Origin of the sequence: Faecalicatena contorta (genome assembly GCF_022835095.1) — a bacterium.
GTDB lineage: Bacteria > Bacillota > Clostridia > Lachnospirales > Lachnospiraceae > Faecalicatena > Faecalicatena contorta.
Window position 1 is genome coordinate 559,872 of record NZ_BQNQ01000001.1, and the last position, 26,263, is coordinate 586,134.

22 protein-coding genes and 1 other annotated feature are annotated in these 26,263 nt (G+C 46.2%); of the genes, 20 read left to right on the forward strand and 2 right to left on the reverse strand.

The genetic code is table 11. The features are described 5' to 3' along the window. Positions 1–419: 419 nt before the first annotated feature. The 4 genes from MWG26_RS02510 to MWG26_RS02525 all read left to right on the forward strand — a co-directional run bounded on the left by MWG26_RS02510 (position 420) and on the right by MWG26_RS02525 (position 3,723). Positions 420–857, forward strand: a complete 438-nt coding sequence (locus MWG26_RS02510; protein ID WP_002604474.1) for a sigma-70 family RNA polymerase sigma factor — start codon at positions 420–422, stop codon at positions 855–857. After that, positions 841–1,083, forward strand: a complete 243-nt coding sequence (locus MWG26_RS02515; RefSeq protein ID WP_002604473.1) for a helix-turn-helix domain-containing protein — start codon at positions 841–843, stop codon at positions 1,081–1,083. The genes MWG26_RS02510 and MWG26_RS02515 overlap by 17 nt, the downstream gene beginning before the upstream one ends. A 461-nt stretch (positions 1,084–1,544) precedes the next feature. Next, on the forward strand, positions 1,545–1,718 hold the full coding sequence (locus MWG26_RS02520) for a transposon-encoded TnpW family protein (RefSeq protein WP_226855230.1): 174 nt from the start codon (positions 1,545–1,547) through the stop codon (positions 1,716–1,718). A gap of 241 nt (positions 1,719–1,959) precedes the next feature. Continuing rightward, complete coding sequence (locus tag MWG26_RS02525) at positions 1,960–3,723, forward strand: recombinase family protein (protein WP_118520950.1); 1,764 nt, start codon at positions 1,960–1,962, stop codon at positions 3,721–3,723. Positions 3,724–3,812: 89 nt separating this feature from the next. Here the strand turns inward: MWG26_RS02525 and MWG26_RS02530 are convergent, their stop codons facing one another. Then, positions 3,813–5,021: a sensor histidine kinase gene (locus tag MWG26_RS02530; RefSeq protein ID WP_025654506.1), complete on the reverse strand. Its 1,209-nt coding sequence runs from the start codon at positions 5,019–5,021 to the stop codon at positions 3,813–3,815. Positions 5,022–5,056: 35 nt separating this feature from the next. Further along, positions 5,057–5,728, reverse strand: a complete 672-nt coding sequence (locus tag MWG26_RS02535; protein ID WP_025654507.1) for a response regulator transcription factor — start codon at positions 5,726–5,728, stop codon at positions 5,057–5,059. Positions 5,729–5,922: 194 nt separating this feature from the next. Between MWG26_RS02535 and MWG26_RS02540 the strand changes: the two genes are divergently transcribed. The 16 genes from MWG26_RS02540 (at position 5,923) to rpoB (ending at position 26,253) form a co-directional block, all read left to right on the forward strand. Then, positions 5,923–7,191: an ABC transporter substrate-binding protein gene (locus tag MWG26_RS02540; RefSeq protein ID WP_025654508.1), complete on the forward strand. Its 1,269-nt coding sequence runs from the start codon at positions 5,923–5,925 to the stop codon at positions 7,189–7,191. Positions 7,192–7,251: 60 nt separating this feature from the next. Next, a complete protein-coding gene (locus MWG26_RS02545) occupies positions 7,252–8,145 on the forward strand; it encodes a carbohydrate ABC transporter permease (protein WP_117440877.1) in 894 nt (297 codons plus the stop codon). Next, positions 8,142–8,969, forward strand: a complete 828-nt coding sequence (locus MWG26_RS02550) for a carbohydrate ABC transporter permease (protein ID WP_025654510.1) — start codon at positions 8,142–8,144, stop codon at positions 8,967–8,969. The genes MWG26_RS02545 and MWG26_RS02550 overlap by 4 nt, the downstream gene beginning before the upstream one ends. Before the next feature lie 12 nt (positions 8,970–8,981). Further along, positions 8,982–10,499, forward strand: a complete 1,518-nt coding sequence (gene arfA, locus MWG26_RS02555) for an arabinosylfuranosidase ArfA (RefSeq protein ID WP_025654511.1) — start codon at positions 8,982–8,984, stop codon at positions 10,497–10,499. Continuing rightward, positions 10,492–11,472 carry a glycoside hydrolase family 43 protein gene (locus MWG26_RS02560; RefSeq protein ID WP_025654512.1) on the forward strand — a complete coding sequence of 327 codons (981 nt, stop codon included), beginning with the start codon at positions 10,492–10,494 and terminating at the stop codon, positions 11,470–11,472. The genes arfA and MWG26_RS02560 overlap by 8 nt, the downstream gene beginning before the upstream one ends. A gap of 61 nt (positions 11,473–11,533) precedes the next feature. Further along, positions 11,534–11,671, forward strand: a sequence feature (ribosomal protein L10 leader region). Between the two features lie 36 nt (positions 11,672–11,707). After that, positions 11,708–12,292, forward strand: coding sequence for a 50S ribosomal protein L10 (gene rplJ / locus MWG26_RS02565; RefSeq protein WP_025654513.1), 585 nt, complete (start codon positions 11,708–11,710; stop codon positions 12,290–12,292). Between the two features lie 100 nt (positions 12,293–12,392). Then, positions 12,393–12,770 carry a 50S ribosomal protein L7/L12 gene (gene rplL, locus MWG26_RS02570; RefSeq protein WP_025654514.1) on the forward strand — a complete coding sequence of 126 codons (378 nt, stop codon included), beginning with the start codon at positions 12,393–12,395 and terminating at the stop codon, positions 12,768–12,770. Positions 12,771–13,107: 337 nt separating this feature from the next. Next, positions 13,108–13,542 carry a hypothetical protein gene (locus MWG26_RS02575; protein WP_025654515.1) on the forward strand — a complete coding sequence of 145 codons (435 nt, stop codon included), beginning with the start codon at positions 13,108–13,110 and terminating at the stop codon, positions 13,540–13,542. Positions 13,543–13,571: 29 nt separating this feature from the next. Then, a complete protein-coding gene (locus MWG26_RS02580) occupies positions 13,572–14,888 on the forward strand; it encodes a TrkH family potassium uptake protein (RefSeq protein WP_117440878.1) in 1,317 nt (438 codons plus the stop codon). 12 nt (positions 14,889–14,900) lie between these two features. Next, the gene (locus MWG26_RS02585; RefSeq protein ID WP_044926299.1) at positions 14,901–15,572 is read left to right on the forward strand and encodes a potassium channel family protein; all 672 of its coding nucleotides are present in this window, start codon (positions 14,901–14,903) and stop codon (positions 15,570–15,572) included. A gap of 15 nt (positions 15,573–15,587) precedes the next feature. Continuing rightward, positions 15,588–17,012, forward strand: a complete 1,425-nt coding sequence (pyk, locus tag MWG26_RS02590; protein ID WP_025654518.1) for a pyruvate kinase — start codon at positions 15,588–15,590, stop codon at positions 17,010–17,012. Between the two features lie 373 nt (positions 17,013–17,385). Then, positions 17,386–18,501, forward strand: a complete 1,116-nt coding sequence (locus tag MWG26_RS02595; RefSeq protein ID WP_025654519.1) for a GntR family transcriptional regulator — start codon at positions 17,386–17,388, stop codon at positions 18,499–18,501. Positions 18,502–18,557: 56 nt separating this feature from the next. Further along, the gene (locus MWG26_RS02600; RefSeq protein ID WP_117440879.1) at positions 18,558–19,244 is read left to right on the forward strand and encodes an L-ribulose-5-phosphate 4-epimerase; all 687 of its coding nucleotides are present in this window, start codon (positions 18,558–18,560) and stop codon (positions 19,242–19,244) included. 119 nt (positions 19,245–19,363) lie between these two features. Next, positions 19,364–20,860, forward strand: a complete 1,497-nt coding sequence (gene araA, locus MWG26_RS02605) for an L-arabinose isomerase (RefSeq protein ID WP_117440880.1) — start codon at positions 19,364–19,366, stop codon at positions 20,858–20,860. A 216-nt stretch (positions 20,861–21,076) separates the two neighbouring features. Further along, complete coding sequence (locus MWG26_RS02610) at positions 21,077–22,255, forward strand: M20 family metallopeptidase (protein ID WP_025654522.1); 1,179 nt, start codon at positions 21,077–21,079, stop codon at positions 22,253–22,255. 140 nt (positions 22,256–22,395) lie between these two features. Next, positions 22,396–26,253, forward strand: a complete 3,858-nt coding sequence (gene rpoB / locus MWG26_RS02615; protein ID WP_025654523.1) for a DNA-directed RNA polymerase subunit beta — start codon at positions 22,396–22,398, stop codon at positions 26,251–26,253. Positions 26,254–26,263 lie beyond the last annotated feature (10 nt).

The following is a 26,263-nucleotide window of genomic DNA, read 5'->3' on the forward strand; positions in this document are numbered from 1 at the left end:
CTATGTGTTATCGGCTTTTTTATTTAATATTGCGCAAAAGCCGCTGTTCCCTATTATAGAATGGATTGCGGGTAGTGTATTAAAGTCGCCCTTTTTTAAGGATACGGCGGTATCGGGGAGGTATCGCCGTGTCCATTTTTATTTACTGTAACCCGCCTAATGCTTTGCGGTCAAAAAAAGCTATGCTCCGCAAGCGGGATATTCCGGCTATGAATGTGAACTGTCAATACATTTAGCTACTGCTTACATTTCCTTTGCGCCCGTCCGCGTCTTGCGGACGGGCGCATTTTGCTTTTTTCAACTTTTTTCTGAAAAGCGCACTCAAGAGCCATCTCCCGAACGGGTACGGAGCGAAAGGGGCAGAGAGGACAAGCCCTTAACTCCCGTCCTCTACTCCACGCGGGAAGGAGGTGAACTCTATGGAGCTATCTTCTTCCGACAAGGAAAGAATACAACATCAGTACGACGCATTAGCAAAGAAAACTTTGGTCGGCGAAGCGAAAAGCCACCGTCGCACTCTTGCGAAACGCGCAGCACGCGAAGTTACTTTTTCGGATTTGAGCGAAAGCGAACTCGCGCAGCTTTTCACAACGGACGAATACGAAAGCGATTATTTCCGTTTTCAAGTGTCCGGCTTTGATGTACTCGTCAAAAATGAACTGCTTGCCGAAGCCCTTAACGCTTTGCCCGAAAGGAAACGCGACATTATCCTTTTGTCCTACTTCTTGGATATGAGCGACGCGGAAATTGGCGAACTGCTGAATGTTGTACGCACGACGGTTTTCCGGCACAGGAAATCCGCGCTTGCGAAAATCAAACAGTATTTGGAGGGAAAAGCAGATGATGAATACCGTTAGGAAGTCTGAAAATCTGTTGCCGTTCCCTGTCATTTCCGCAGCGGCAAACGGCGACACAACCGCCATGTGCGCGATCTTGAAGCACTACGAGGGTTACATAGCGAAACTTTGTACCCGCACGCTGAAAGACGACGCGGGCAATACCTATTCCTATGTGGACGAGGAAATGCGTAACAGGCTGCAAGTGCGCCTTATTACCCGCACCCTTGCTTTTCATGTAGGATAATCTTTTAGCCCATGCGGGGAGCGTGTCCCCTTTCCACGCTTCCCGTTATGGGCTATTTGTCGTTCCGCAAAAGCATATCCGCTGTTGATGTGCTTTTGCAGGCCGACAAAGCCTATTGTTCTTTGACAAAGAAAGCGGCCTTTGGTGCGCAGCATAACAGGCAACGGGTACATTCCGTCTGTACCGAGCCAGTCGGCGGGTACGCCATGACAGCTTTTCCCCCTACGGGGAAAGCCGAGCGAGAACTACCTCGCCGTAAAACAAGTTTAGCAGCTTGTGGGCGACGACATACAAGGCGGCACAATGATACTCCCGCGTTGAACACCCTCAAAGTATTGCGCGGCGCACCCATAAGCATGGGCCGGGGTGAAACTCCCGTGAGGTTGCAGCTAACAACCGCCCGTTTTTGCCTTTTCAGTTTAATATTCTCTTTCTATCCCACGAAAGGGGGATTTTCTACTATGGAACAAACAAATAAACAAGAAGCAAAATCCCCGATTGTACGCGAATACAAGATCGGGGATATAACCTATATCGTCAAAGCCGTTGTAAAAGACGGTGTAAAAGAGGACGCCGCGACAAAGGTACGCCGCCTAATCCACAATGACCTAAAACGAGAAAAAAGCCCGGTATAATGCCGAAAATACTCTCCTATTGCAGACGGGCGGCGGGTTATGTGGTATAATATATATAACCTGTTTGTCCGGCTGTCGGAATAGGAGGTAACATGAAACAGTCGGATAAATTGACCGCATACTATTTTCGTGCGGCACTTCAAACAGATACTTTGTACCTTGACAATCAAATGCAAAGACTTCTTTACTACGCAAGCCGGAACGGGAACGCTGCACTTGCCGCGAAAGGTGGTGAGCGCAGATGAGTAACACTTTTTCCTTTCAGCAGATTGCAGCCCCCAAAGTGTTAAGCGCGGAAGTCCGCGAAGTCATTTCAAACAATGTCTTGCAATTCTATGTGCGCGATCAGCAGCAGGACACGCAGGACGAGGGTATAACGGCTTTATATGAAAGACTTTCGCAAGAGGACAAATTAGAGGGCGAGAGCAACAGTATTGCAAACCAAAAGAAGATTTTGGAACGGTACTGCCGGGAGCATGGGATTACTGCCTATCGGCACTATGACGAGGACGACGGATATTCCGGTACAAACTTCAACCGCCCCGGCTTTCAGCGTATGTTAGCCGATATTAAGGCGGGGAAAATCAAGCGCGTTATCGTCAAGGATATGTCCCGTTTTGGGCGAGATTATTTGCAAGTCGGTTTTTATACCGATATGCTGTTTCCCGATTTTGGCGTGCATTTTATCGCTGTCAACGACGGAGTAGACAGTACGCGGGGCGAAAATGAGTTTACCGCAATCCGCAACGTGTTCAATGAGATGTACGCCCGCGATACTTCAAAGAAGATACGCGCTACTTGGCAATCAAAAGGTAAATCCGGCGAACATCTTACCACAATCCCGCCTTACGGCTACATGAAAGACCCGGACAACAAAAAGAAGTGGATTATAGACGAGGAAGCCGCAGCCGTTGTGCAGCAGATTTTCGCATTGTGCGTTTCCGGCATGGGACCGACGCAGATTGCAAAATGGTTAGAAAAGCACGAAATCTATAATCCGACAGCTTACTCCCAAGCAAAGGGGCGGCCTGTTACCAACAAGCCAACGGCTAACCCATATAAATGGACAAATGAAACGGTTTCCCGCACTTTAGAACGCATAGAGTATTTAGGGCATACCGTAAACTTCAAGACCCGCAAGCAATCCTACAAGAGCAAAAAGAAGTTGTGGAACGACCCGTCGGAATGGGTGATCTTTGAGAACACGCAGCCGCCGATTGTGGAAGAAAGCGTATTCCTCATTGTGCAGAACATACGCCGATCACGCCGCCGTCCTACCAAAATGGGCGATATGGGTATTTTCTCCGGGCTGCTTTATTGTGCAGAGTGCGGCGGCAAGATGTATCAATGCCGCGCAACGAACTTTACCGAAGAACAGAAGTATTTTATCTGTTCGACCTATCGGAAAGGCAAAGATTTGTGTACGACCCATTCCATTAAAAATGTTGTCCTGCACGAAATTGTTTTGCGGAACTTGCGGGAAGCAATCGAGTATGTAACGCAGTACGAAGCCGAGTTTATCCAAGAAGCAGCGGACAGCCGTTTACGGGAGCGCGACGCGGAGTTTTCTCGCAAGCGCGAAACACTTTCCAGAGCCGAAAGCCGGATTGCCGAATTGGATAACCTGTTCAAGCATTTATACGAGGACAATGTAACCGGGAAATTATCAGATGAACGGTTTATCAAAATGTCCCGTGATTATGAGTTGGAGCAGGAAAACTTAAAATCAATGGCAGAAGTGTTGCGGGAAGAAATCAAGCAGCAGGAAAAGCAAAAAACCAACGTTAAGGCGTTTATCAGCGTCGTAAAGAAGTACACCGATATGCAGGAACTTGACGCTTCCATTTTGCGGGAGTTTATAGACCGTATCGAGGTTTCCCATACCGATAAGAAATCCAAGACAAGGGAAATCACGATTGTTTATAACTTCATCGGTGCATTTGATTTTGAACGGGCAAAAGAAAAAGCCCAAAATACAACTCAAAAACAGCAAAGAACGGCATAGCCGTTTGGCTATACCGTCCCTTGCTTCAATGTTTTCTTAATTCACCGCCCCGTTTGGGCGGGACTTTTTTCGCGTTCGTTTTGCCTGTATCAATCTGTAACGCTGTTAAGCTGAACGATAAATTTGTTCTTAGATGCTCCGTCAGTTTCCGCCCAGATGGAGCCGCTGTGTTCTTCTATGATCGATTGGGCGATGGAGAGCCCAAGTCCATAACCTGCGGAGTCTGTACCAATCCGGTAGAATTTCTGGAAGATTCTCTTCATATCTCCTGGACCGATAGGCTCTCCATAGCTTTCAACGGTAAACTGTACGTTTCGTTTGGCAGCCGTCAGTGAAACATATATCGTTGTTTCAGGGGTGGAATACTTTATTGCATTATCAATCAGGATGTCGACAACCTGTCTCAGACTTTCAGCATTTCCCAATACAGTAATATTTTCTATATAATTAAAATCTAAATTTTTTCCTAAATCGTATATAATAGGTTCATATGTAAGAATGCTGTTGCATACAAGAAAACTAAAATCCAGTTTTTCTTTATGGACCGGCAATGTTGAACTGTCCAGTTTTGCCAGCTGGAGCAGCTGCTCGATCAAGTCTTTCATCCTTAAGGATTCACTGTGAATAAAATTCAATCTTTGCCGGGAATAGTGGTCCGCCCTGTCAGAGTTTTCGTCCATATTTAGCAGCATCTCAGAATTTGACAGTATTACTGTCAGAGGTGTTTTGAGCTTATGTGAGGCATTGGCTATAAAGTCTTTTTGAGACAAGATTGTATTCTGAACCGGTTTTGTCAATTTTTCAGATAACACAATGCTTAAGATCCCAAAGGTAAGGATTGAAATGACTCCAATGATTAACAGCTGCCAAAACTGTTTTCTCAGAAGCGATTGTTCTGTCTGTATGTCCGCAATGGCAACCCGGATGTCGGAGATGCCTATACTTTTTCTAAGAAAACGTAAATGTCCATCAATTATGGATGATTTGGATTTGCTGGTCAATACTTCATGGACAAGCTCTCTTATATCATCTGTTGAAAGATTTTCTATGTCATTCACCAGCAGTTTTACATTGTTTTTGTAATCTACTGTGACAACAAGTATAGGCAGGGATGTGTCCTGAACAAGCGGGGATTTATTGGAATAGGTTTTATAGATGGCTGATTCCAGCTTATCCCAGCAGCTGCTTTCTAAAGTTTCTTTGGTAGAAATAAAGATACTTACAAGTATAATAAGCAGCAGAATCGAAAATACACTCATGATAGTGGCAATGATTTGTTTACGCAGCTTTTTGATCATGTGTCTCCTTTTATAATCTTTAGGGAATGGAATATCTATCTGCTTTTTAGATAATATCCTACTTTTCTGGCGATACAGATTGTCACATTAGAAGATAATAAATGCAGCTTTCGGCGGAGAAAAGAGATGTAGGCCTCAAGATTATTATATGTCGCATCAGAGTCATAACCCCAGACTTTGTTGATGATTATGTCCTTAGAGAGTATGTTGTTTCGGTTCAGCATCAGGAGACGTAAAAGCTCATATTCCTTGGAATTTAATTTAATGCATTTGTCACCGCATTTTAACTCATGCAGCGATGTCGAGAGCGTGATATCATCAAATGACATATCTTCATCAATGATAGGGCTCTGCCTTCTCATAATGGCACGGAGGCAGGCGGAGAACTCCTCTGTTTCAAAAGGTTTTGTCAGATAGTAATCGGCTCCGCTGTCTAATCCGTAAATACGGTCTTTCAGATCCCCTCTTGCCGTTAACATCATGACAGGAGTTGTTATTTTTTCATTTCGGATACTTTTAAGTATTTCAAAGCCGTTCATGCCGGGGAGCATGACATCCAATACGATTGCATCATATAAACCGCCTCTAGCATATTCAAGACCGGTGTCACCGTCAAAAACAAGATCGGCAGAATGTCCTGCTTCTCCGACCAGATCGGCGAGAGTCTGCGCCAGGGGTTTTGTATCTTCAATAATCAAAACTTTCATTCAATCACCTCTAATACAATATATCTAGTAAAAAATGAAAAATCAAGAGATTGTGCAAAAAATATAAAAAAATCATGGGATTATTAGAAAAATAGGTTAAAGTGCAAAAAAACCTCTAGTTTTTAAGAGAAATTTAAGGTTTTTATATTAAAATCCACTTAACAAAGAAAGGAATTCTATAGGAGGAGGATATTATGAAATTTAAGAAAATCAGCAGTATCTTACTAACGTGTGCAATGGTGTGTTCCTTGTTTGCAGGCTGCACAAAACAGGAGACAAAAAAGGATGAAAGCACCAAAACAGATGAAACGAAGCTGTCGCTGTGGACTGTGTTCACAGGCTCTGACGGTGACGTTTTAAAAGAAATTATCAATGACTATAATGAGACAAATGAAGACGGGATTAAGGTAGAAGTGGATATCATGGACAACGATACTCTTCAATCAAAGCTTCCCGCAGCCATATCTACAGGCACTGCACCCTCGTTTATCCTGGTGGGTATTGAGTACATCCAGGAATATGTGAATAACGAGTCACTGGAAGATATCAGTGATTTTTGGGAAACCACCAATACGAATGAAGACAATTATTATGAAAATGTGGTAGCGAAATCCTATGTGGGGGATAAATTATACGGTGTCCCGATGCAGTACAATTTGCAGTATCTGTACTACAACAAAGATATGTTCAGAGATGCAGGATTGAATCCGGATGCTCCCCCTTCTACATTTGAAGAGCTTGAAGAGTGTGCAAAGGCATTGACCAGTGCGGATGAAGGAAAATATGGACTGGCCATGCCGGTTGATTTTGGATATTATGTGCAGTATCTATGGGGAAATGGCGGAGATGTGATTAATACAGCCACAAACGAAAATCTTTTGAATTCAGATGCAAATGTTGAAACACTTACCTGGCTTCAGGAATTAAAGCAGGCTGGCGTATCACCGGACGGTCTGGCTTCTGCTGAAGCAGACACGATGTTCCAGTCAGGACAGATTGCCATGTGTCTGGCGGGTCCGTGGAACATCAATATTCTCAATGATCTGGGCATGAATTATGGGATTGCAGCCATGCCATCAGGAAGCGATGGAGCATACTCGGCAGAGGGCGGCTGTTCTTACATGATACCGAAGGGGACAGAGGATGCTGACCGGCAGGCGGTCTATAAGTTTATGGCACATTGGCTGACAGATGACGTTCTTAAGGAATGGTCAGTACGCAATGGTTTCCCGGTTTGGTCATATTCACTGCTTGAAGATAAAGATATCAAATCGAATGAGGTATTAAACAGTGTTTCAGAGGCCTCTTCCATAGGCAGAGACTGGCATCTTGGGTACGAATATGGAACTCAGATCGATAATGATGTTATGAAACCAATGATGGAAAATATTCTGATGGGTTCAAATGTCAAAACGGAAGTACAGGATGCTGCAGACAGACTGGATGAGATTGTTTCAAAATAATGGCGGTTAGTGAAAGTTCTGATTTTTTCAGAACTTTCACTGCGAAAGGAGTAAAACAATATGGAGAAGACAAAAAAAATAGCAGGGAAAAATCAAAAGACGGCATATTTGTTTATTCTCCCATCCATGATTGTTCTGACTGTTTTTGTATTTGTCCCACTGGTTTCTGCATTTGTGATAAGCATGATGAATATGGACTTGTATATGAAGGACATTACATTTGCAGGTATTGGGAATTACCTGAAGATGTTTCAGGATGCCCGTGTGCTAAATGCCACAAAGAATACTCTTATATTCACTGTGATGGAAGTACCTGTACAGATATTAGTGGCATTGGTTCTGACCATGTTCATGCAGAAAAATACAAAACTGCATAAGTTTCTGAGAGCATCTTTCTATATTCCTTATGTCTGTTCTATGACTGCGATCAGTATCTTATGGTCAATGCTGCTAAATTCCAATTCAGGGATGCTGGCATACCTGCTTAAGAAAATAGGTATCGTGATGCCCAATTTGATGTCCGACCCCACGTATGCGATGGCTGTGATCATTATGGTCACCGTTTGGAGAAATTTTGGATATACCTTGACAATCATAACTGCTGCGACTCTGGATATTCCGTATTCCTTATATGAAGCGGCGGATTTAGATGGTGCAACAGGGCTGAAAAAGTTTCTGTATATCACGATACCGTCTATAAAACAGACCATAGGGTTTTGTGCAGTCACTACATTTATCCTTGCCTTTCAGGCTTTCGACCAAATATATGTCATGACCGGAGGCGGGCCACAGCATAAAACAGAGACATTAGTGAGTTATATTTATGACAGAGGCTTCAAAACGGAACATGATTTGGGATACGCTTCGGCAATATCTGTATACCTGTTCATTATCATAGCCATTATTACGGTTTGTATGAGGAAATATATCAGCAGAAGGGAGGAACAGGCATGAAGAAAAAGGGAAGGATATTTGGGGTAACCGGTAATGTGATTTTATGTATCGTTGCCCTCCTTGTGTTCATTCCGCTGCTATGGCTGGTAGTTTCTTCTTTTAAGTCTGATGCAGATGTCATCAGATGGCCGCCTGCTTTTCTGCCGGAGGAATGGCTGACTTCTCAGTATGAATACGTGGTAGAGGCGATTCCCATATTGAGTATGCTGAAGAATACCGTTGTTTTTGCGGGCAGCGTGACATTGATCAGCCTGCTGTTTGATTCACTGGCAGCTTACGCTTTTGCCAGAATGGAGTTCAGAGGGAAAAACGTACTGTTCACGATAATCTTATTAACGATGATGGTGCCGTTTCAGATTATTATGATTCCTTTATACATAGAAGAATACAAGCTGGGAATTCTTGACACTTTGCTGGGTCTTATACTGCCAAGGGCATCCGGTGCCTATGGAATCTATATGCTGACTTCATTTTTTTCCAGGATTCCGAAATCTTTGGAAGAAGCCGCAAGGCTAGACGGGCTGAACAACCTGCAGATTTACAGACGTATTGTAATACCGCTGTCAAAACCAGCGTTGATCAGTCTGGGAATCTATCATTTTATGAATAACTGGAATGACCTTTTGTACCCGATGATGCTGACGAGTTCAGTAGAAAACAGAACGCTGTCGGCCGGCCTGGCAGTACTTGTAGGAAGCAATTCCATCAAATATGGTCCTACATTGGCTGCGACAGTAATCTCTATCTTCCCGCTGCTATTATTGTTTTTATTTGGACAGAGGTTTTTTATTGAAGGCATTGCTGCTTCGGGAGTTAAGGAATAGGGGGAGGAAAATATGTATAAAGCAGAACTGATCATAAACAAAGACTTTCGGAAAGCAGAAATTAATCCTCTTCTATATGGTTCATTTGTAGAACATATGGGAAGGGTGGTCTATAGCGGGATCTATGAGCCGGGACACCAGGAAGCGGACGAGGACGGGTTCCGTAAAGATGTGATTTCGAAAGTGAAGGAGATGGGCGTTACCTGTGTCAGGTATCCGGGAGGGAATTTTGTATCCTGTTACAACTGGAAGGATGGCGTGGGAAAAAAAGAGGAAAGGCCCAGGCTCAGGGAAATAGCATGGAAATCCATAGAGACAAACCAATTTGGCACAGATGAATTTATGGACTGGGCCAAAAAGGCAGAGATCACGCCTCTATTTGCGGTAAATCTCGGAACGAGGGGCGTGGAAAATGCAGTGTCGCTTTTGGAATACTGTAATCTGCCGGCGGGAACCCGATATAGTGACTGGAGATGTGAAAATGGCCATGAGGATCCTTATGGGATCCCGATATGGTGTCTGGGGAACGAGATGGACGGGATATGGCAGATTGGACACAAAACCCCCGAAGACTATGGAAAACTGGCGGGGCAGACAGCGCATGCCATGAAATCTCTGGATCCAAATATAAAGACAGTGGTATGCGGGAGTTCTTCAACAGATGTGGCAACGTATACAGAATGGGAAAGAATTGTATTGGAATACACTTATGAATTTGCAGATTATATTTCCCTGCACCAATATTACGGCGGACAGGAGAGAGGAACGGATGAATTCCTGTCACAGTCTGTAGAAATGGAAGAATATATTCAGACAGTCATCGGAATCTGTGATACTGTAAGAAGCAAAAAGCGGTCAGATAAAAAAATCGATATCTGTTTTGATGAATGGGGAGTTTGGGAGATTCCCGGCGGGGAAGTGGCGGATTCTGTTGCTGCCAGAGACTGGGAGGTGGCGCCTGCATTCAGCGAACAGATCTACACGATGGAGGATGCTCTGCTCTTTGCAAGTATGCTGATGGCCATGATTAAAAACTGTGAAAGAGTAAAAGCGGCATGTCAGTCCCTGCTTACAAACATCAGTGCCGCTATCATGACTGAACAGGGAGCTGGTGTCTGGGTACAGCCGATTTTTTACCCATTTTCTCATATGGCTGCATATGGGAGAGGCGTTCTAATGGAGAGCGTCTTAAAGGCGCCGTCTTATCGGACTAAGAAAAATAAAGAGGTTCCATATTTGGATCAGGTGGCCATCCTCAATGAAGAAGCAAATGAATTGGTTATATTTCTTGTGAACAGAAGAAACGAATCAGCAGAATTGAATGTAAATCTGCAGGGATTCTATATGGGACATGAGGCAGAACATACCGTTTTATTCCATAACGATATAAAGGCAGATAATAGATGCAATCATGAAAATGTAATGCCACTGTGCGGCCGGATCGCGCTGGCCGAAAATACAAAGATAGACTGTAAAATAAGACCGTATTCTTGGAATATGATACGGGTTCAGGTGAAGCAATATGAATAGAGAAAATTATGTGACTACGTTATACAATACCCCTTTTATAACTAACAGGGCAGACCCGCAGGTATACAGACATTTTGATGGGATGTATTATTTTACAGCATCTGTGCCGGAATATGACAGGATTGTATTAAGACGGGCCAATTGCCTGAAAGGCCTGGCGGAGGCAGAAGAAAAAATTTTGTGGAAACGGCATTTGTCAGGAAAACAAAGTATTCATATCTGGGCGCCGGAGCTCCATTATCTATGGGGGAAATGGTACATTTATTACGCAGCGGGCGACGTGGATGATATTTGGGCTATCAGGCCTTATGTGCTGGAGTGTAAAGGCAATGATCCGTTTCTGGATGAATGGGAAGAGCTGGGACAGATGCAGTCGGCGGACGGTGATGAATTTTCATTTCAGGACTTTTCTTTGGATGCCACAATTATGGAGCACAATGAAGAATACTACTATATCTGGGCCGAGAAAACGGGAACAGGGAAAAAGATTTCGAATTTGTACATTGCGGTAATGGAACGGCCAAACAAACTTGCAACCCCGCAGGTACTGCTGTCAACACCTGATTATCAGTGGGAACGGATTGGTTTTTGGGTGAATGAAGGTCCCGCAGTCATAAAACATGATCAGATGATATATGTGGTTTATTCTGCCAGTGAGACCGGTAAGGCGTATTGTATGGGATTGCTGTCTGTCCATGAATCTGAGGACATACTTGACCCTAATAATTGGAAGAAAAGCAGGAATCCGGTCTTATGTACGGATGAGGAAAAAGGGGTTTTTGGACCGGGCCACAATTCTTTTGTGAAATCAGAAGATGGAACAAAAGATATCTGTGTATTTCATGCCCGCTGTTATGATGAGATTACAGGAGATCCGTTATACGATCCGAACCGCCATACAATGATGATCGAAGTGGTGTGGGACGAAAACGGAAGGCCTGTATTTGATTTGGGCAAGAAGTATTTGTTGTGATATGAAGTCGCGTTGTGTTTCTTAAAAAAACTATTGACAAGCATATCAATTAGTGCTAATCTAATATAGCAATTGACTGCCGAAGACAGCAGGTGCCGTAAGGCATAAGTTTGAACCGCCTGCCGAGGAAGATCATGATTCTTAATGTGAATTATTGAGCCTCTGTGTCTTTGGACACAGAGGCTTTTATTTTTGGCAGTACACGCACAAATAAAATAAGGAGGTGTACCAGAACGTGGCAAAAGTTGAATTAAAACAACCAATCGTAGAGGCAATTTCAGAAGAGATTAAAGATGCTCAGTCAGTTGTTCTTGTTGACTACCGTGGATTGACAGTAGCTCAGGATACAGAACTTCGTAAACAGCTCAGAGAAGCAGGTATTATTTACAAAGTATACAAGAACACCATGATTAAGAGAGCGATCGAAGGAACTGAGTTCGAAGGACTTACAGATTGTCTGGAAGGACCAAGCGCTATCGCAATCTCTAAAGAAGATGCAACAGCACCGGCCAGAATCCTTTGCAAGTTTGCAAAAGATGCACAGAAACTTGAGTTAAAGGGCGGCGTAGTTGAAGGGAATGTATATGACGTAGCTGGATTGACAGAACTGTCCAAGATTCCTTCAAGAGAAGAGTTACTTTCCAAATTGCTTGGAAGTATGCAGTCACCTATTACCAATTTTGCTCGTGTTATCAAGCAGATTGCAGAACAGGGCGGCGCAGATGCATGTGCAGCTGAAGCGGCTCCGGCAGCAGAAGAAGCTCCGGCTGAGACAGCAGAAGCTCCTGCAGAGGAAGCAGCAGAGACACCGGCTGAGTAAGCCGATCTGGATTACCTGAGATTTCAGGGGAACCGAAAAGCGAAAATTAAAAATGAGGGCCCAAAAGCCCGGAAAATAATCTAAAATGGAGGATATTAAAATGGCTAAATTGACAGCAGCTGAAATGATCGAAGCGATCAAAGAGTTATCAGTATTAGAATTAAATGAATTAGTAAAAGCTTGTGAAGAAGAATTTGGTGTGTCTGCAGCAGCAGGCGTTGTAGTTGCAGCAGCAGGAGACGGAGCAGGTGCAGCAGCAGAAGAGAAAGATGAGTTTGATGTAGAGCTCGTATCCGCTGGATCTTCTAAGGTTAAAGTAATCAAAGTTGTTCGTGAGATCACAGGACTTGGATTAAAAGAAGCAAAAGAATTAGTTGACGGAGCACCGAAGGTAGTGAAAGAAGCAGTTTCTAAGGCAGAAGCTGAAGAACTCAAAGCTAAACTGGAAGGTGAAGGAGCAGAAGTTAACCTGAAATAATTTGGTGCTTTTGTAACGGAAACGCTTATAAACAGCCATATCTGCTTTACTGCGGATATGGCTGTTTTTGTGATGCAAGGCAGCAGTCCAGGCTTTCATGAACTGGGACGATATAAAAAAATAGTAAGGCGCGAAAAGACCTTGCCAACTATTTTTTATGCATCGCACGTAAGAGGCCAAAATACTGCCGCTAAGTGCTCGTAGCTATAAAAATTTCTCTGTGATTTTCGTTTCGATTAAGGATTGACAACCTGAACTTTCAGTCCTATAATGCATATATCTAATAGTAGAGAAATACAGTGTCAGAGAAGCAGTTGAGCAGGCAGGAGTAAGGGATATGAAGATGAAAAGTGAAAATAAAATAATCATTGCTATCTGTTTATTTACTGTACTGCTATTTACTGTAAGTCTGCTTGTCTCAGGGCATTCAATAACATCTGTGCAGCACAGGGACCGTTCTGCTCCCAGCGGGGCACAGATCAGCCGTGCGGACGGTCATCTGGCAGATTCAGCTGTATCCGACAGAGGGGCGCGGGTATCGTCTTTTTCTGCGGGCAGAGAACAGAGCCCTAATCACTGGAATCTGAAGGGAAAGGTCTATTTTGATTCTATTTTGGCTGTTTTATTCAAAATAGCTGTAATTCCATGCGTTATTTTATTGATGTTCCATTTTGTGAGGGATGTGAATACACTTCTATGGAGGATAGTATTCGGATTTGTGCATGAGCAGGATGGGAAGAAAAGAACAGGCGCTTTCTGTACAGTCTTATAATTATAGTGCGAAAGGAAGCGTTAATTATTGTGAATTTCATATTGCAGGCGGGAAAAGAGTTCTTTAAGAAGCAGTCGCCGGCCCGGCTGATTACGCTGGGGTTTGCCGGTGTGATTCTTTTGGGGACCGTATTATTGAAGCTGCCGGTTTCTCTCAGAGAGGGAGCCGAGGTACATTGGATCGACGCTCTGTTTACTTCCACAAGCGCTGTCTGCGTGACGGGGCTGATAGCGATTGATACGGCAGAGCATTTTACGGTTTTCGGCAGAACGGTTGTGGCGCTGCTGATACAGATCGGCGGCCTGGGCGTGACCTCTGTTGGCGTGGGCATAATACTGGCAGCAGGGAGAAAGATTGGCTTCAAAGAAAGGCTGCTGGTGAAAGAGGCACTGAACGTAAGCGGTTTTCAGGGCATGGTCATACTTGTGAAGCATGTGCTCTTTATGACACTGTGCTTCGAGGGAGTAGGAGCGGTCTTGAGTTTTCTGGTGTTTGTACAGAAATACTCACCCCTGGATGCGCTGGGAATCAGCATGTTTCATTCGATAGCCGCATTTAATAACTCGGGGTTTGATATTCTGGGAGGGCTGACAAACCTGATACCGTATCAGGGCAACGTGCTCCTGAATCTGACAACATGCGGACTGATTATATTCGGCGGCCTGGGATTTCTGGTCATTCTGGATGTACTGAAAAACAGAAACTTCCGGCGGCTGTCCCTTCATTCTAAAGCGGTGATCTTCACCAGCGTTGTATTGCTTGCGGTGGGGACGTTATCACTAAAGTGTACGGAAGACATAACCTGGCTGGGGGCCTTTTTTCAGAGCGTTTCTGCCAGGACTGCGGGATTCTCAACATATCCGATTGGAAGCTTTACTTCCGCGGGACTATTTATCCTGACGATACTGATGTTTATCGGAGCCTCACCGGGCTCAACCGGAGGCGGCATTAAGACAAGTACATTGTTTGTACTTCTCAATATTATTAAAAGTACGGCAACAAACCAGCACTGTACTGCGTTTAAGCGGAAAATCCCGGAAAAAGTGGTGTTTAAGGCGTTTATCATTACAATGTTATCGATGATTGTAGTTTGTGCGTCAACATTTACCATGTGTATACTCGAACCGGAGTATTCCTTTATGCAGCTGCTCTTTGAATGTACGTCTGCCTTTGGAACGGTAGGGCTCTCCACGGGCATTACGCCGGATTTGAGTATAGCGGGTAAGCTGGTGATCATAATGACGATGTTTATCGGAAGGCTGGGGGCGCTTACAATTGTTACAATGTGGAGCTTTAAACAACCGTCCACCGCGGTATTTACCGAGGAAAATATTACAATTGGTTAGGAGTTGAAGAGGATGTTGAAAGAAGAATTATCAGAAAGTTATGGGATTATAGGATTAGGCAGGTTCGGGACAGCGCTTGCGCAAAAACTGGCTGAAGCCGGCAGGGAAGTGATTGTGGTAGACCGATGTGAATATAAGGTAAAGGAACTGCGGCGTTATACGGATTTTGCGTATGTTGCCGATGAATTGACGAAGGAAGTGCTGGAGGAGATCGGCATTCAAAACTGTGATACGGTTGTTGTCTGCATCGGTGAGAAGATTGACACCAGCATCCTTGTTACCCTCAATGTAGTCAATCTTGGTGTTAAGCGGGTCATTGCAAAGGCCATCAGCAGAGACCAAGGGGAGGTGCTGGAGAAGATTGGCGCCGAGGTTGTATATCCGGAGCGCGATATGGCCCTGCGCCTGGCTAAGAAAATGCTGGTAAGCAGCGTGATGGATTCGATTACACTGGACAATAATGTTGAGATATCGGAAGTTATGGTGCCGCTGAGGGTGATAGGAAAAAGCCTGGAGGAGACACGGTTCAGGCAGAAAACCGGATTAAATATTATTGCGATCCAACATAAAGGAATAACCGAAACGGAGATCAGTCCGGGGTATATATTTTCAGAAGGCGATATACTTGTTGTGATTGGAAAATCGGAGAACGTCAGCAGATATGAAGGCAGCCTGCTGGCTTAGAAAGGTGGGGTTTTTATGCGGAAAACAAAAATTATCTGTACCCTTGGACCGGCTACTGACCGGGAAGGGGTTCTGGAACAGCTGGTCAGAGACGGTATGGATGTGGCGAGGTTCAATTTTTCTCATGGGAACTATGAGGAACAGAAAAAACGTTTGGATGAGCTGAAGGCAGTCCGGCAGCGGCTGGATAAGCCGATAGCCGCTCTTCTGGATACAAAGGGACCGGAGATCCGGCTCTGTAGGTTTAAAGAGGGCAGAGTGGAGCTGAGAGAAGGGCAGGAGTTTCTTCTGACACCGGAAGAGATAGAAGGCACACAGGAGGCGGTATCGGTTACTTATGCGGATCTATATAAAGATGTAAAACCAGGGGACAGCATTCTGATAGATGACGGACTGGTGGGGCTGGCCGTGGAGCGGATCGAAGGCAGTTCTGTATGCTGCAGGGTTGTGAATGGAGGCGTGGTCTCTGACCATAAGGGCGTGAATCTTCCGGGAGTCAATGTAAATATGCCTTTTATCAGTCAGAAGGACCGGGAGGATATTCTGTTTGGGATTCGGGAAGGGTTTGATTTTATTGCCGCATCCTTTACCCGTTCTGCGGAAGATGTAAATGAGATCAGGAAGATTCTGGATGAAAACGGAGGTGAATTTATTAATATTATCGCCAAGATTGAGAATCAGCAGGGCGTGGACAATATCGACAGTATTATTGAGGCAGCCGACGGCATCATGATTGCCCGGGGGGATATGGGGGTAGAGATACCGCTGGAGGAAGTTCCTGTGATACAGAAGGCCGTCATTGGAAAAGTGTACAATGCCGGGAAGCAGGTGATCACGGCTACGCAGATGCTGGATTCTATGATGAAAAATCCACGGCCTACCAGGGCAGAGACGACTGACGTTGCAAATGCAATTTACCAGGGAACAAGTGCAATTATGCTGTCCGGGGAGACGGCAGCCGGACGTTACCCGGTGGAAGCGCTGCGTACGATGGTGAAGATCGCGGTGCGGACGGAGAGTGACATCGATTATAATCAGCTGTTCAGCATACGCGGCAGGGAGAGCAGGACGGATATGACGACAGCCATTTCACATGCTACATGTATGACTGCAATTGACCTGCGGGCTAAGGCAATTATAACGGTAAGCAAGTCCGGGCGTACGGCGCGTATGATATCAAAGTACCGTCCGGGGTGCATGATTGTAGGGTGTTCACCGGATGAGCATACGTGCCGCCAGCTGAACCTGTCATGGGGTGTACTGCCGGTGCATATCCGGGAGGAGTATAGTATGGAAATTCTGTTTTTGCATGCCACCGAGGCCGCAGAGAAGAAGGGCTATGTAGAAAACGGGGAAATAGTTGTGCTGACAGCAGGAGTGCCTTTGGGTAAATCCGGAAACACCAACCTGCTGAAAACTACATTAGTGGGCGAATATTAGCAGCTTTGAATAATTACGGTAAAAAGCCTCATTTGTAAAGCGAAGGATAAGCTTTATGAATGGGGCATTTTAATGTGTCTGGGTATACGATAAATCAATGTTGTACACATACAACTTTTAAAATTATATGCACAGAATACAAAAAAACGGGAGTAGTTGTATGTACATTTATGAAAGACTCCGTCTTGAATTTAAAAAAAATATATAATAAAGTTATAGTATAACTAAAGGATATATTGAACACATGTTTCTATGGGGAAGCCTTTAAAGCAAAGCCGTAAATAAGGTATATCCAGGGAACCCCCTTAATACAGGCTCCTGGGTGGGAGAGAAATTAAAGGGAACGCAGACAATAAGGGAAGGGAGGGAATCTATGGCTGAGGAGAAGGCAAAATACGAAGAGATAGCAGACTGCATTATGCGTGAGCTGGAAGAGGGAAAGCTTAAGCCGGGAGAACGGATTTATTCGGAAAATGAACTGGTGTCGCTTTTTCAGGTGAGCAGGCAGACGGCAAGGCATGCGGTATCTGTCCTGGAGGCCCGGGGTGTAGTGAAACGGGTCAGAGGAAGTGGGACTTATATAAAAGGGCAGGAAAAACGGTTGGAGAAAAAGCGCAGCAGAACCATGCGGATTGCTGTTATGACAACTTATGTAGACGAGTACATTTTCCCTAGCATGCTGCGGGAGATGGAGTCCAGATTCTCCCGCGAAGGCTATACGCTGCAGATCTCATTTACCTATAATGCGGTAGAAAAAGAGCGGATGATATTGAAAGGTTTTCTGCGGGAAGATTCTGTGGACGGGATTATTGCAGAACCTACCAAAAGCGGTCTGCCGAACCCTAACCTGGACATTTACCGGGAATTGGAGAAGAGAGAAATACCGGTTTTATTTTTGAATAGTTACTATCCGGAGCTGCAGGGAGTGCATGTGAGCCTGGACGATTATCTTGCCGGGCGGATGGTGACGGAGCATCTTCTGCAGTGCGGGCACAGACGGATTGCGGGAATATTTAAATCCGATGACGGGCAGGGGCACAGGCGTTACGCGGGCTATGTGGATGCCCTGATGGCGGGAGATATTAAGGTAAAAGGCGAACGGATTGCCTGGATAGATACTTGTGAACTTAAGGAGATGCAGGAGGATCAGGGCAGGTACCTGCGGAGGCTCAAGGGCTGTACGGCCTGTGTCTGCTACAACGATGAGGTGGCCAATCAGCTGGTGGGGATCTGTAAGGGGGCAGGTATTCGGATTCCGGAGGATCTTTCCATTGTAGGGATTGACAATTCAGAGCTGGCCGGACGCTGTGAAATTCCTTTTACCTCGGCCCAGAATCCCGTAAAAGAACTTGCGGGACTGGCGGCATCCAGAATGCTCATAATGTTGGATGGCGGGGGAGAAATCGAAAGCGTAGAACTGAAGCCGGAAATGATCATCCGAAAGTCGGTGCGGATTCTTTCTGAACCAGGGGAGCAGTGCTATCGGTAATTTAGGCCTGCTTAAGTGGCAGTTAATTATTATATGATGTATTAGGAGGAATAAAGATGCTCGAAAATCTGAAACAGGAAGTTTATGAGGCAAACATGCAGCTTCCGAAATATGGACTGGTGACATTCACCTGGGGAAATGTAAGCGGCCTGGATAAAGAATCAGGGAGATTTGTCATCAAGCCCAGTGGTGTGGAGTATGACAGACTTACCCCAGAGGATATGGTAGTCGTGGATCTGGAAGGCAACAAAATAGAGGGGAAATACAATCCGTCTTCGGATACCCCGACCCATCTGGAGCTGTACCGTGCATTTCCGGAAATAGGAGGAATCGTACATACGCATTCCGCCTGGGCGACAAGCTGGGCGCAGGCAGGTCGGGGAATTCCCTGCTACGGTACCACCCATGCCGACTATATGTACGGTGAGATACCATGTGTCAGAAACCTGACAAAAGAAGAAATCGATGAGGCATATGAAAAAAACACGGGAGTCCTGATTGCAGACTATTTCAAAGAAAGAGATTATCTTTCTATGCCTGCTGTACTCTGCAAAAACCACGGTCCTTTCACCTGGGGGAAGGATGCCTGCGAAGCGGTACATAACGCGGTGGTGCTGGAGGAAGTAGCCAAGATGGCTGCCAGAAGCGAGGTGATAAATCCGCAGGTTCTGCCAGCACCGCAGGAGCTAAAGGACAAACACTATTACAGAAAACATGGGGCTGACGCCTACTACGGACAATAATTTGAGAATATTCTGAAAACGGAGCGCAAGGGGGTCAGACCCCTCTGCAGAGGGGTCTGACCCCCTTGCGCTCCTCTTACGGGAAACTTTGCGTGTTCTTATGAAATGGAGGTATTATCATGAAACAAAAACAGTACAAATTTTGGTTTTGCACGGGCTCACAGGATTTATATGGGGACGAATGTCTGGCACATGTGGCGGAGCATTCCAGACAGATTGTGGAGGCGTTGAATGCTTCCGGGGAAATCCCGTATGAAATAGTATGGAAACCAACGCTTATTACGAATGAGCTGATCAGAAAGACGTTCAATGAGGCAAATACAGATGAAACCTGTGCGGGGGTCATTACATGGATGCATACTTTCTCACCGGCCAAGTCCTGGATTTTGGGGCTGCAGGAGTACAGAAAGCCGCTGCTTCATCTACACACACAGTTTAATCAGGAAATCCCCTATGATACGATCGACATGGACTTTATGAATGAGAACCAATCGGCACATGGAGACCGGGAATACGGCCATATTTTCAGCCGGCTGGAGATGGAACGTAAAGTGGTTGTTGGTTTCTGGGGCGATCAGGCGGTACAGGCGAAGATCGGTTCCTGGATGCGCACGGGTGTGGGCGTGATCGAGAGCAGCCATGTACGTGTTATGCGTATAGCTGATAATATGCGTAACGTGGCCGTAACTGAGGGGGACAAGGTGGAAGCACAGATCAAGTTCGGCTGGGAAGTAGATGCTTATCCGGTGAATGAGATCGCAGAAGCGGTGGCTCAGGTCTCCAGAGGGGATATCGATGCACTGGTAGAAGAATATTACGATAAATATGAAATCCTTCTTGAGGGAAGGGATGAAAAGGAATTTCGGGAGCATGTGGCAGTGCAGGCTGGGATTGAGATCGGTTTCGAACGGTTTTTAACAGAGAAAAATTATCAGGCAATCGTAACCCATTTTGGAGATCTCGGCAGCCTGAAACAGCTTCCCGGCCTTGCGATTCAGAGATTGATGGAAAAAGGCTATGGATTCGGCGGGGAGGGAGACTGGAAGACCGCAGCCATGGTTCGAATTATGAAGATCATGACCCAGGGAATCAAAGATGCAAAGGGAACTTCTTTCATGGAGGATTATACCTACAATTTAGTGCCTGGAAAAGAAGGAATTCTGCAGGCACATATGCTGGAGGTATGCCCATCCATCGCAGAAGGGCCGATCAGCATCAAGGCACAGCCGCTGAGCATGGGAGACAGGGAAGACCCTGCACGACTTGTGTTCACCGCCAAAGAAGGGCCGGCAGTTGCAACGTCTTTGATTGATCTTGGGGACAGGTTCCGTCTGATTATCAATACGGTTGACTGTAAAAAGACAGAGAAACCAATGCCGAAACTTCCGGTTGCAACTGCGTTCTGGACTCCGCAGCCGAATCTGCAGACGGGAGCAGAGGCGTGGATTCTGGCAGGCGGTGCGCATCATACCGCATTCTCCTATGACCTAACGGCAGAGCAGATGGGAGACTGGGCGGCAGCTATGGGGATCGAAGCTGTATATATTGATAATGAAACAACAATCCGACAGTTTAAGAACGAACTGAGGTGGAATGCCCTCGCGTTCAGGAAGTAATAGAGCGTACGTCCTGACAGCAGGCCGGGGCAAGGGGAAGAAGAAAGAAGACCGGGACAGCCTGGCAGTATGACAAGAAGTCTTTATGATTTCATGTAATGCCGCCATATTGTCCCGGTTTTTCTGATTTTGAGGGCGGGAAGAAGGGAGGGGGCCTTTTAGATCTAAATTTAATATGATATAATTAAAAAATAGTCAGTAATCGTGGAGGATGCAATGGAACACAAGAAATGGGATGCGGTTGATTTGGCCCGGGAGCTGGTGCAAAAAGAGAGTACGAATCCGGGAACTTATGAAGAAGCAGTAGGCAGATTGGTTGAAAGGTATTTGGTAAGCGCGGGAGTACAGCCAGATGATTCGGAGGTGCTGCCAGGGCGGCGGAACATAAGGGCAGTTCTTCCGGGAAGGGCCTCCCACCCGGCGCTGGTTTTTATCTGCCATATGGATACGGTTGTGGAAGGTTCCGGATGGAATAAGGGGGCATTTTCAGGGGAGATAACAGACGGGAAACTTTTTGGCCGGGGAAGCTGTGACATGAAAGGCGGGCTGGCCTGTGCCCTTTCTGTTTTTGCGGAGACAGCGGCCAAGATCCATGATAAGGATCTGGAGCTGGACTATCCCTTGGTATTTATCGGAACTGTGGATGAGGAAGGGGATATGCGGGGCGTTGAACAGGCGGTTGCTGACGGCTGGGTGACAAAAGAGGACTGGGTTGTGGATTTGGAGCCTACGGATGGGCGGATACAGATGGCACATAAAGGGCGCACTTGGTTCGAACTGGAGATGCAGGGAATGACTGCCCATGCCAGCATGCCCGAAACGGGTGCAGACGCAATTGCAGGTCTGGCATTTGTGATTACTTATATAAGAAAGAAAATAGCAGAGTGCCCGGTTCATCCGGAGCTGGGACGCTCAACTGTAACCTTCGGGCAGATCCAGGGAGGGTACAGCCCCTATGTAGTTCCGGATCAGTGTATGGCAACGGTTGATATGCGTCTCGTTCCTCCGGTGGATACGAAAAAAGCGGAGGAGATCGTAAGAGAGGCCGTTGTTTATGGCGAACAGCAGGTTCCGGGAGTTAAAGGAAGCTATACGGTGACCGGTGACCGGCCTTCTATCGAAACACACCCGGATTCTGTACTTCTGGGGGAGCTGAAACGCGCCGCGGAAGAAGTGACGGGAAAAACAGTGCAAATCACTCCGTTTCCCGGCTACACAGATACCGCCGTAATCGCCGGAGTACTGAAAAACACCGAATGTATGTCCTATGGACCAGGAAGTCTCAGGCAGGCTCATAAGCCGAATGAATTCGTTATTACCACAGAAATCGACAGATGTCAAGAGGTTTTTCGTAAATTAGTAAGAAATATGTTGACAATGAAAAGAGCTTTGTGATATAGTAGAAAATGCGCTATTGTGGAAAGGTATGCCATTGTAGTGACTGTCTTCACGTCACAGGGCTCTTTCCCTGATTAAGAGAACTAACGAAGGGCGACTCGTAGCCCGCCAAAAAATATATGAGGAGTGAAACGTCAATGGAGAAAAACAGAATTCGTCCCATCACAAACGGAAAAAGTTCACGCATGAGCTATTCCAGACAAAAAGAAGTATTAGAGATGCCGAATCTAATCGAAGTCCAGAAAGACTCGTACCAGTGGTTTCTGGATGAAGGACTGAAAGAGGTGTTTGACGATATTTCCCCGATCTCTGACTTCAGCGGTCATCTGAGTCTGGAATTTGTCGATTTTACGCTTTGCGAGGATGACGTAAAGTATACCATCGAAGAGTGTAAAGAGCGTGATGCAACATACGCTGCGCCTTTGAAAGTCAGAGTACGGCTCTACAACAAAGACAACGATGAGATAAACGAGCATGAAATATTTATGGGAGATCTTCCGCTTATGACGAAGACCGGCACCTTTGTAATCAACGGTGCGGAACGTGTAATCGTAAGCCAGCTGGTTCGTTCCCCGGGGATCTATTACGGGATTGCCCACGATAAACTGGGAAAAGAACTTTATTCCGCAACAGTCATCCCAAACCGTGGCGCATGGCTTGAATATGAGACAGACTCCAATGACGTTTTTTATGTACGTGTAGATAGAACGAGAAAGGTGCCGATCACTGTGCTGATCCGTGCACTTGGTATCGGAACAAATGCAGAAATCATCGACTTGTTTGGTGAAGAACCAAAGATCCTTGCAAGTTTCGGCAAAGATACAGCCGAGAACTATCAGGAAGGTTTATTAGAGTTATATAAAAAGATTAGACCAGGCGAACCACTTGCAGTGGACAGCGCAGAAAGCCTGATCACCAGTATGTTCTTCGATCCAAGACGTTATGACCTCGCAAAGGTTGGACGCTACAAGTTCAACAAGAAACTGGCACTCAAGAACCGTGTTAAGGGACAGAGAGTGGCAGAAGATGTAGTAAGCCCTCTGACCGGGGAGATCGTTGCGGAAAAGGGGACGGTTATCACAAGGGAACTTGCCGATACCATACAGAATGCGGCTGTGCCTTATCTGTGGGTAGAAGGAGAAGAAGAGTCACGTAACATCAAGATTCTTTCCAATATGATGGTAGACCTTCAGGCAATCGTAGACATTGATCCAAAAGAAGCTGGCGTTACAGAACAGGTATATTATCCTGTACTGGAGGGGCTCCTGGAGGAGAGCGGCGGAGACATCGAGGAATTAAAGCACTTAATCCGCAGAGATATCCACGACCTGATTCCAAAGCATATCACAAAGGAAGACATTTTAGCTTCTATTAACTATAACATTCACCTGGAATACAGAATGGGAAATGACGACGACATCGATCATCTGGGCAACAGACGTATCCGTGCGGTAGGAGAACTCCTCCAGAACCAGTACAGAATCGGTCTGTCCAGACTGGAGAGAGTAGTCCGCGAGAGAATGACCACACAGGATCAGGAAGGAATTTCTCCGCAGTCACTGATCAACATCAAGCCGGTAACCGCAGCTGTAAAAGAGTTCTTTGGCTCTTCCCAGCTGTCACAGTTCATGGATCAGAATAACCCGCTCGGTGAGCTGACACACAAGAGACGTCTGTCCGCACTGGGACCGGGAGGTCTGTCAAGAGACCGTGCCGGATTCGAGGTACGGGATGTTCACTATTCCCATTATGGTAGAATGTGTCCGATTGAGACTCCTGAAGGTCCTAACATCGGTCTAATCAACTCCCTTGCAACCTATGCAAGGATCAATGAGTATGGATTTATCGAGGCTCCATACCGTAAGATAGATAAAGAAAATCCGGAGAATCCGATCGTCACAGAAGAAGTAGTCTACATGACGGCAGATGAGGAAGACAACTACCACGTTGCACAGGCGAATGAACCTCTGGACAAGGAAGGACACTTCATCCACAGAAATGTATCCGGACGTTACCGCGAGGAGACACAGGAATACGAGAGAAGCAAGTTTGATTTCATGGACGTTTCTCCGAAGATGGTGTTCTCCGTAGCGACAGCATTGATTCCTTTCCTGGAAAATGACGATGCCAACCGTGCGCTGATGGGATCTAACATGCAGCGTCAGGCGGTGCCGCTTCTTACTACAGAAGCTCCGGTTGTCGGAACAGGTATGGAAGTAAAGGCCGCAGTAGACTCCGGTGTCTGCATCGTTGCAGAAAAGGCCGGTGTCATTGAGCGTTCTACATCGACGGATATCACAATCCGCCACGATGACGGAACTAAGAAGACCTATAAGCTGACTAAGTTTTTAAGAAGTAACCAGAGCAACTGCTATAACCAGAGACCCATCGTAGACAAGGGCGAGCGGGTGGAGGAAGGACAAGTAATTGCGGACGGTCCGTCCACTTCCAACGGCGAGATGGCTCTTGGAAAGAACCCGTTGATCGGATTCATGACCTGGGAAGGTTACAACTACGAGGATGCCGTACTGCTGAGCGAAAGGCTTGTGCAGGACGACGTGTATACTTCCGTGCATATTGAAGAATATGAGGCAGAGGCACGTGATACAAAGCTGGGGCCGGAAGAGATCACAAGAGATATTCCGGGTGTCGGCGATGACGCGCTGAAAGATCTGGATGAGCGGGGAATCATCCGTATTGGTGCGGAGGTGCGTGCAGGGGATATTCTGGTCGGCAAGGTAACTCCAAAGGGAGAGACAGAACTGACAGCAGAAGAGAGACTGCTGCGTGCGATTTTCGGTGAGAAAGCCCGCGAAGTAAGAGACACTTCCCTGAAGGTGCCTCATGGTGAATATGGTATCATCGTGGATGCCAAAGTATTTACAAGAGAAAATGGCGATGAACTGTCTCCTGGCGTTAATCAGGCAGTACGTATCTATATCGCCCAGAAGAGAAAGATTTCCGTTGGGGATAAGATGGCCGGACGTCATGGTAACAAGGGTGTTGTTTCCCGTGTGCTGCCGGCAGAGGATATGCCTTACCTGCCGAACGGACGGCCGCTGGATATCGTGCTGAATCCGCTGGGTGTGCCTTCCCGTATGAACATCGGACAGGTACTTGAAATTCATCTGAGCCTTGCCGCTAAGGCGCTGGGATTCAATATTTCCACACCGGTATTCGACGGGGCGAACGAGATCGACATTATGGATACCCTGGATCTGGCAAATGACTATGTTAATCTGGAGTGGGAAGAATTTGCTGCTAAGCACGGCGAAGAACTGCTTCCGGAAGTGCTGGAATATCTTTCAGATAACAGAGAGCACAGAAAGCTGTGGAAGGGAGTTCCGCTGACCCGCGACGGTAAAGTGCGCCTGCGCGATGGCCGTACGGGAGAGTTTTTCGACAGTCCGGTTACCATCGGGCACATGCATTACCTGAAGCTGCATCATCTGGTAGACGACAAGATCCATGCACGTTCTACCGGCCCTTACTCACTGGTTACACAGCAGCCATTGGGCGGTAAGGCGCAGTTCGGCGGACAGCGTTTCGGAGAGATGGAGGTATGGGCCCTGGAGGCATACGGCGCATCCTATACTCTGCAGGAGATCCTGACCGTGAAATCGGATGATGTTGTCGGACGTGTGAAGACGTATGAAGCCATTATCAAGGGCGAGAACATCCCGGAACCAGGCATACCGGAGTCCTTTAAAGTACTCTTAAAAGAGCTTCAGTCACTGGCGCTGGATGTACGCGTACTGCGGGATGACAACACAGAAGTTGAGATTATGGAAACCGTGGATTATGGCGAGACTGATCTGCATTCTATTATCGAAGGAGACAGAAGATACCGTGATGAAAACGAACCTTACGGGGAGCATGGATTTACGGAGCAGGAGTTTGTTGGAGAAGAACTTGAGGATGTGGAACCTGAAGAAGACGATTTCGACGATGACGCTGATATCGAATTAGATGAGTTTGTGGATGACGAAGAATAGGAGGAGCCAT